Below are 5,269 nucleotides of genomic sequence, written 5' to 3' on the forward strand. Positions count from 1 at the left end.
CCTACTAAAACAATCGCTAAGGCTGGTGCTGATGCCTGTATTAATCGTTCATCGGAGGCATACTGGTAAACTCGTACTGCCAGGGTGTCAAAATTAAACGGTCGCATGATCAGAGTTGCTGGTAACTCTTTCATCACATCCACAAACACTAACATGGCTGCTGTTAACAATCCTCCCCACATTAATGGGGCGTGAACTTTGATTAGGGTCAGCGTAGGTCCATAACCGAGACTGCGAGAGGCATCATCTAAACTAGGCTTAATCTTACCTAGGCTGGATTCAACGGTATTGAATGAAATTGCTAGGAAGCGCACAAGATAGGCGTATACTAGAGCAATGATGGTGCCACTAAAAATTAAACCGGTGGATATGCCCAAGTTATCCCGCATCCAGCTGTCAATGATATTGTCCAACTGACCTAAGGGCATCAAGACACCAACTGCAATCACTGAACCAGGGATAGCGTAACCCATGGCAGCAGTGCGTACTGCTAAGCGCATCCCTAGTTTGGGCACTAGACGTTGCCCATAAGCCATGACTAATGCTAAGACCATAGCAATCGCAGCTGTTGTAATTGCTAATAGTAAACTATTTGTAGCTAGCTGCCAAAAATTATCATCTAAGGTTTCCTCGGCATTTTTAATGGTCATGTGCAGCAAAAATGCTGCAGGTGCTAAAAATCCAAGAGCAGTGGGAAGGAAACAGGCTACAAACGCGAGTATGGCTCTGATCCCAGTTAGTGGAAATGGCTTGATTCCCTGGTAACTACTGCTAGTCTCATAATAGCGAGATTGCTTACGAGACCAGCGTTCTAGTAGAATTAAAATAATTACAAATAGTAGCAAACAGGCGGCTAGTTGAGCAGCAGCTGACCTCTCACCCATGTCTAACCAGGTACGATATATGCCTGTAGTGAAAGTACTGACACCGAAATACTTTACTGTGCCAAAGTCGCTTAGGGTTTCCATCAGTGCTAAGGCCAAACCTGCCATGATCCCTGGTCTGGCTAGGGGTAGAGCGACGGTGAAGAAGCCACGCCAAGGGTTACATCCGAGGGAACGAGCAGCTTCTAGGGTACGGACGGATTGCTCTAGGAACGCTACCCTGGTGATTAGGTAAACGTAGGGATAGAGCACCAGAGACAACATTGCGATCGCACCCCACAGAGACCGGACATTGGGAAACCAATAATCCTGCACGCTAGTCCAGCCAAACAGCTGCCGCAGCCAGGTCTGTACGGGTCCAAAAAAGTCCAGCATATTGGTGTAAGTATAGGCAAGTAAATAGGCTGGTGCTGCCAGAGGCAGTAGTAAAGCCCATTCAAACACCCGGCTTCCCCAGAAGCGACACATGGTTACTAGCCATGCTGTTGAAACCCCAAGGATTAATACTCCACTACCTACACCTATAATTAACCACAGGGAGTTGACAATGTAACTGCCTAAGACAGTGGAGACTAAATGACTCCATACTTCCGAAGAATCGGAGAACATACTGCCCAGCACAGATAGGACTGGTGCGCAAATCAGGAGTGCGATCGCAATTACGGAGACTGTCCAACCAGGCAAACCCAGACGATGCCATGGTTTGTTACCGCTCAATAGTGCTGAAATTTTTAGTGGCATCGGGAGTTTTCAGGAATGTTTTCAGGGAGCTGAACTCAGAGGCTGTTTATAAAGTAAATGTATAGACAGCGATTAGTCGCTGAATATTGGTGGGTTACGGCGGACAGATCTCTTCAAAGGTGAGCTTTTAAAGTACTCGCCGCCTAACCCACCCTACGCTAAACTCTTGCAAGTATTTAGCAATAAACTATCCTATCAAATAATTGCTAACCTTGAACCAGAACAAAATGATTTTTTTTTTCCGTTCAGGGATTAAATTTTAAGATGCTTGAACTACAAACCAGTCAAGTCAAGGATATTTTGGCTCAGCAGCGCAATTTTTTCAGCACCGGTAAAACCAAAGATGTGGCATTCCGGATCGCCCAACTCAAGCGCCTCAAGCAAGTTATTTTAGAAAATGATACTGCCATTTTAGAAGGCTTGAAAGCCGACCTGCACAAGGCGGAATTTGAATCTTATGCTACCGAAATTATCCTGGTGCAGGAAATTGATCACACCCTCAAGCATATTAAATCCTGGGTCAAGCCGAAAAGAGTCCCGGTCTCAATGGCAAATTTTCCAGGCTCGGGTCAAATTTATCCCGAACCCTTGGGAGTAGTACTGATTATCAGTCCCTGGAACTATCCATTTGCTCTAGCCATTGCGCCTTTAGTGGGTGCGATCGCAGCGGGAAACTGTTGCGTTATCAAACCTTCTGAAATCTCCCCTCACACCTCTGGTGCGATCGCAGAGATTATCCAGAAAAACTTTGACCCTAGCTATATTACTGTAGTGGAAGGGGGAGTAGAAACTAGTCAGGAACTGTTAGCAGAAAAATTCGACCATATCTTGTTCACCGGCAGCACCCAAGTTGGCAGAATTATCATGACTGCTGCTGCCAAACACCTAACCCCCGTCACCCTAGAGTTGGGGGGTAAAAGTCCCTGCATTGTGGAGACAGATGTGCCGATAGAGACTACAGCAAAACGAATTGTTTGGGGTAAGTTTCTCAATGCCGGTCAAACCTGCGTTGCACCAGACTATCTGCTGGTCAATCGGGAGATTAAATCTGATTTACTCCAGGAAATCAAAGCCTGTATCCATAAATTTTATGGAGACGATCCCGCCAAAAGTCCAGATTATGCTCGGATTATCAGTGATAAGCATTATCAGCGTTTGAGTAGCTTACTCAACGATGGTGACATCATAATTGGTGGACAAACTAATCCAGAAGACCGCTATATTGCTCCCACGGTCATCGACAATATTTCCTTAGAGGATAAAGTGATGGAAGAGGAAATCTTTGGTCCGATTCTACCTGTGATTGAATACAGTAATTTAGATGAAGCCATTGGGATAGTTAACCAAAGACCAAAACCATTAGCGCTATATTTTTTCTCCAGAGACAAAGCAAAGCAACAGCAGGTTTTGCAACAGACCTCTGCTGGTGGTGTTTGCTTGAATGAAACAGTTATGCATCTAAATGTTCCTTCCCTACCATTTGGTGGGGTTGGTGATAGTGGCATGGGTGCTTATCATGGGAAAGCTGGTTTTGATACCTTTTCTCACCAAAAAAGCGTGCTTAAGAAATCCTTCTGGCTGGATTTGCAGTTGCGCTATGCTCCCTACAAAGACAAACTGGGACAGATCAAGAAATTTATTAGTGGTTAGTCATTCTTCGTTTTAGGGAGTCGGGAGTCGGGAGTCGGGAGTCGGGAGTCGGGAGTCGGGAGCTTCGGAGCTAGCGCCGTCTTGGGTAGCCAGTTGCTCATCTCTTCATCTCCCCATCTCTTCATCTCCCCATCTCCCCATCTCCCCGCGCCCCCACACTTACCACACTTACCACACTTACATCTCCCCATCTCCCCATCTCCCAACACTGCGCGCGGCGCTATAACCAATCGCTAATCATGCTCGGACTTCTTAGGATCATCCTCACACCAGACTGCACTGGCTAAGCCACTCCAGCAGATCATCTTCCATTTAGCCATGGATAGTTTAGGAATCTTAGCAACGAATAGCCAGTCAGAGTAATCTAGGTGCTTATAGATACGATCTTTGGCACCACTATCACTATGATTCAGCCAGCCCCAGCCAGAGATACCTTTATGGCCCCGGTGCTCCGTATCATCACCAAATCGGAAAGAGTATTCATGATTACCGAAGTAGTCTACTAGATCAAAGGACTTGAACTTCTTAGACTTGATTGTCCCCTTACCCATGCCAATCTTGTATGTGCCATAGGCTTTCTCGGTGACATAGGCATCGTTGTCTTTATGTCCCACAACTTTGTAGGTAAAGTCGATATCCCAGTAGTCAGTTGTCCTTTTTTTGTAATTCTTCCCTTCTTTTTGTCCACCGAAGGCTTTTCCGTAGATGTGGATCTCACCTGTGCTGGTGTAGTCGAGGAATACCTCTGCGCCCTCGTACTCAAAATCAAAGGTATAGATATCTCTGGCATTACCAGTGAGCAGTCCATCAAGACGCAAGCCATAGGGTGGCGGACTGGCACTAGCACCAGGGTGATTGCAAAGTTGGAAGGTACACTTTTGTGGAGCAAATGTGGGCTTGAATGAGAAGGGAACTAAAAAATTGATCGGAATCTCAAATTCACAGTTGTAAGAGGATTCGTGGATATTTTCGTCAGGCATGATTTGCCCTCCATCAGGTAGTTTGGCAGGTAGTCTTAATCTCTCCCAATGGTCTCATAATTTACTAACAAGTTGCGGTACCCTTAAGGGTACCTTTTAGTTAACTTGTAAGCATTCAGCTATCAGTTATCAGCTATCAGCTATCAGCTATCAGCGGTTTGCAATTCAGTTAGGTACAAATTTCTGAATTTTAGGGAACAGGGAACAGCGGATCACCGGAACAGGGAAGAGAGAACAGGGAAGTCGGAAGTCGGAAGTGGGAAAACAATCCTGTGTACCTGAGGTGCGACCCGTGGCGAATTTAATAATTAGATGCGGAAAGCGCACCTGATAGTTATGCAAACCGCCGTATGCGCTATCGGCAGGGTTAAGGAGGAAACCGTTAAGAATAAAACAGGTCAGCATTCGAATAATGCTGAGTTACAGAAAGCACCTCAAGTAGCGTGGGAGGTTTATTTTAAGCTGACGGCTGACAGCTGACGGCACCTCAAGTAGCGTGCGCGTAGGGCATATGCTTACGTTAAGCTTAGCAGGAGACTGGTTAAGAAAACCCCCCTGACTTGATAAGCCTAGGGGGATTTGAGGAACTAATTTCTATGAACTAATTTAAAGCCAGCCGTCAAAGATTCTTGTCAGAGATTGCTAGAGAGATTAAGTGGTAACTGGTTCGGCTGGATCAGTACCCGCTCCGTTCTCTTCGATCTCCATTTCCTCATACTTAGTAAAGCACTTACGCTTAGCACCTACAGCTAGGTCGAGCACAATGGGTACTTCTAATTTGATCGGAACTTGGAACACACAGGGTTTATCGTATTTGTAAGGCATGGGTTTTACCTCTTGCTGTAATTAATTTCAATCAACACATTTATATAATGTCAAATCTAACTCTGGCTTGGCAGTACCCTTGAGGGTACCTTTTATGAGGTGATATGATAGTGTTTCATAACTTAGCCTCGGTATTGGTGGGCATTGCTCATTTAATTTATAGGCTCACTAATTTTAATCTTCCTGATC

The 5,269-nt window shown here is 45.4% G+C and carries 6 protein-coding genes; 2 read left to right on the forward strand and 4 right to left on the reverse strand.

Going from position 1 to position 5,269, the window contains the following annotated elements:
- On the reverse strand, positions 1-1,625 hold a 1,625-nt coding region (locus tag F6K38_RS34590), incomplete at its 3' end, for an ABC transporter permease (RefSeq protein WP_287359635.1).
- Between the two features lie 264 nt (positions 1,626-1,889).
- Between F6K38_RS34590 and F6K38_RS34595 the strand changes: the two genes are divergently transcribed.
- Positions 1,890-3,275 (forward strand): aldehyde dehydrogenase, encoded by a 1,386-nt coding sequence (locus tag F6K38_RS34595; protein WP_287359636.1) that lies wholly within the window; start codon positions 1,890-1,892, stop codon positions 3,273-3,275.
- Here the strand turns inward: F6K38_RS34595 and F6K38_RS34600 are convergent.
- Both F6K38_RS34600 and F6K38_RS34605 read right to left on the reverse strand, forming a co-directional pair.
- On the reverse strand, positions 3,272-3,466 hold the full coding sequence (locus F6K38_RS34600; RefSeq protein WP_071105788.1) for a hypothetical protein: 195 nt from the start codon (positions 3,464-3,466) through the stop codon (positions 3,272-3,274). The two genes, F6K38_RS34595 and F6K38_RS34600, sit on opposite strands and share 4 nt — an antisense overlap.
- Before the next feature lie 42 nt (positions 3,467-3,508).
- Positions 3,509-4,255 (reverse strand): hypothetical protein, encoded by a 747-nt coding sequence (locus tag F6K38_RS34605; RefSeq protein ID WP_008184279.1) that lies wholly within the window; start codon positions 4,253-4,255, stop codon positions 3,509-3,511.
- Between the two features lie 336 nt (positions 4,256-4,591).
- Here F6K38_RS34605 and F6K38_RS34610 point away from each other — a divergent pair, with 336 nt between their 5' ends.
- Positions 4,592-4,735, forward strand: a complete 144-nt coding sequence (locus tag F6K38_RS34610) for a hypothetical protein (RefSeq protein ID WP_158026629.1) — start codon at positions 4,592-4,594, stop codon at positions 4,733-4,735.
- Positions 4,736-4,906: 171 nt separating this feature from the next.
- Here F6K38_RS34610 and F6K38_RS34615 read toward each other — a convergent pair whose 3' ends face one another.
- The gene (locus tag F6K38_RS34615) at positions 4,907-5,080 is read right to left on the reverse strand and encodes a hypothetical protein (RefSeq protein WP_287359638.1); all 174 of its coding nucleotides are present in this window, start codon (positions 5,078-5,080) and stop codon (positions 4,907-4,909) included.
- Between the last annotated feature and the right edge of the window lie 189 nt (positions 5,081-5,269).

It is taken from the genome of Moorena sp. SIO3B2, from assembly GCF_010692525.1.
In the GTDB taxonomy this organism is placed as follows: domain Bacteria; phylum Cyanobacteriota; class Cyanobacteriia; order Cyanobacteriales; family Coleofasciculaceae; genus Moorena; species Moorena producens.